Source organism: Paenibacillus sp. GbtcB18, from assembly GCF_019091125.1.
In the GTDB taxonomy this organism is placed as follows: domain Bacteria; phylum Bacillota; class Bacilli; order Paenibacillales; family NBRC-103111; genus Paenibacillus_F; species Paenibacillus_F chitinolyticus.
Map to the genome: position 1 here is coordinate 1 of NZ_JAGXJX010000593.1, position 252 is coordinate 252.

1 protein-coding gene is annotated in these 252 nt (G+C 65.1%); it reads left to right on the forward strand.

Annotated elements, in window-relative coordinates:
• On the forward strand, nt 1–252 hold a 252-nt coding region (locus KVT34_RS30640), incomplete at both ends, for a P-type ATPase actuator domain-containing protein (RefSeq protein WP_483311473.1).

The following is a 252-nucleotide window of genomic DNA, read 5'->3' on the forward strand; positions in this document are numbered from 1 at the left end:
ACAGGAATTCCGCGCGGAGCGTTCGCTCCGTGCTTTGAAAGAACTTTCGGCGCCGGGAGCCAAGGTCATGCGCGGGGGCGAACTGCAGACGATCCCCGCCCGCGACCTGGTTCCCGGGGATATTATCCTCCTGGAGGGCGGAGACCGGGTTCCCGCGGATATCCGTCTCCTCGAGGCGAACAGCTTCTACGTGGAGGAATCCGCCCTGACGGGCGAGTCCGTCCCGGTCGGGAAAACCGGGGATCCCCTAAG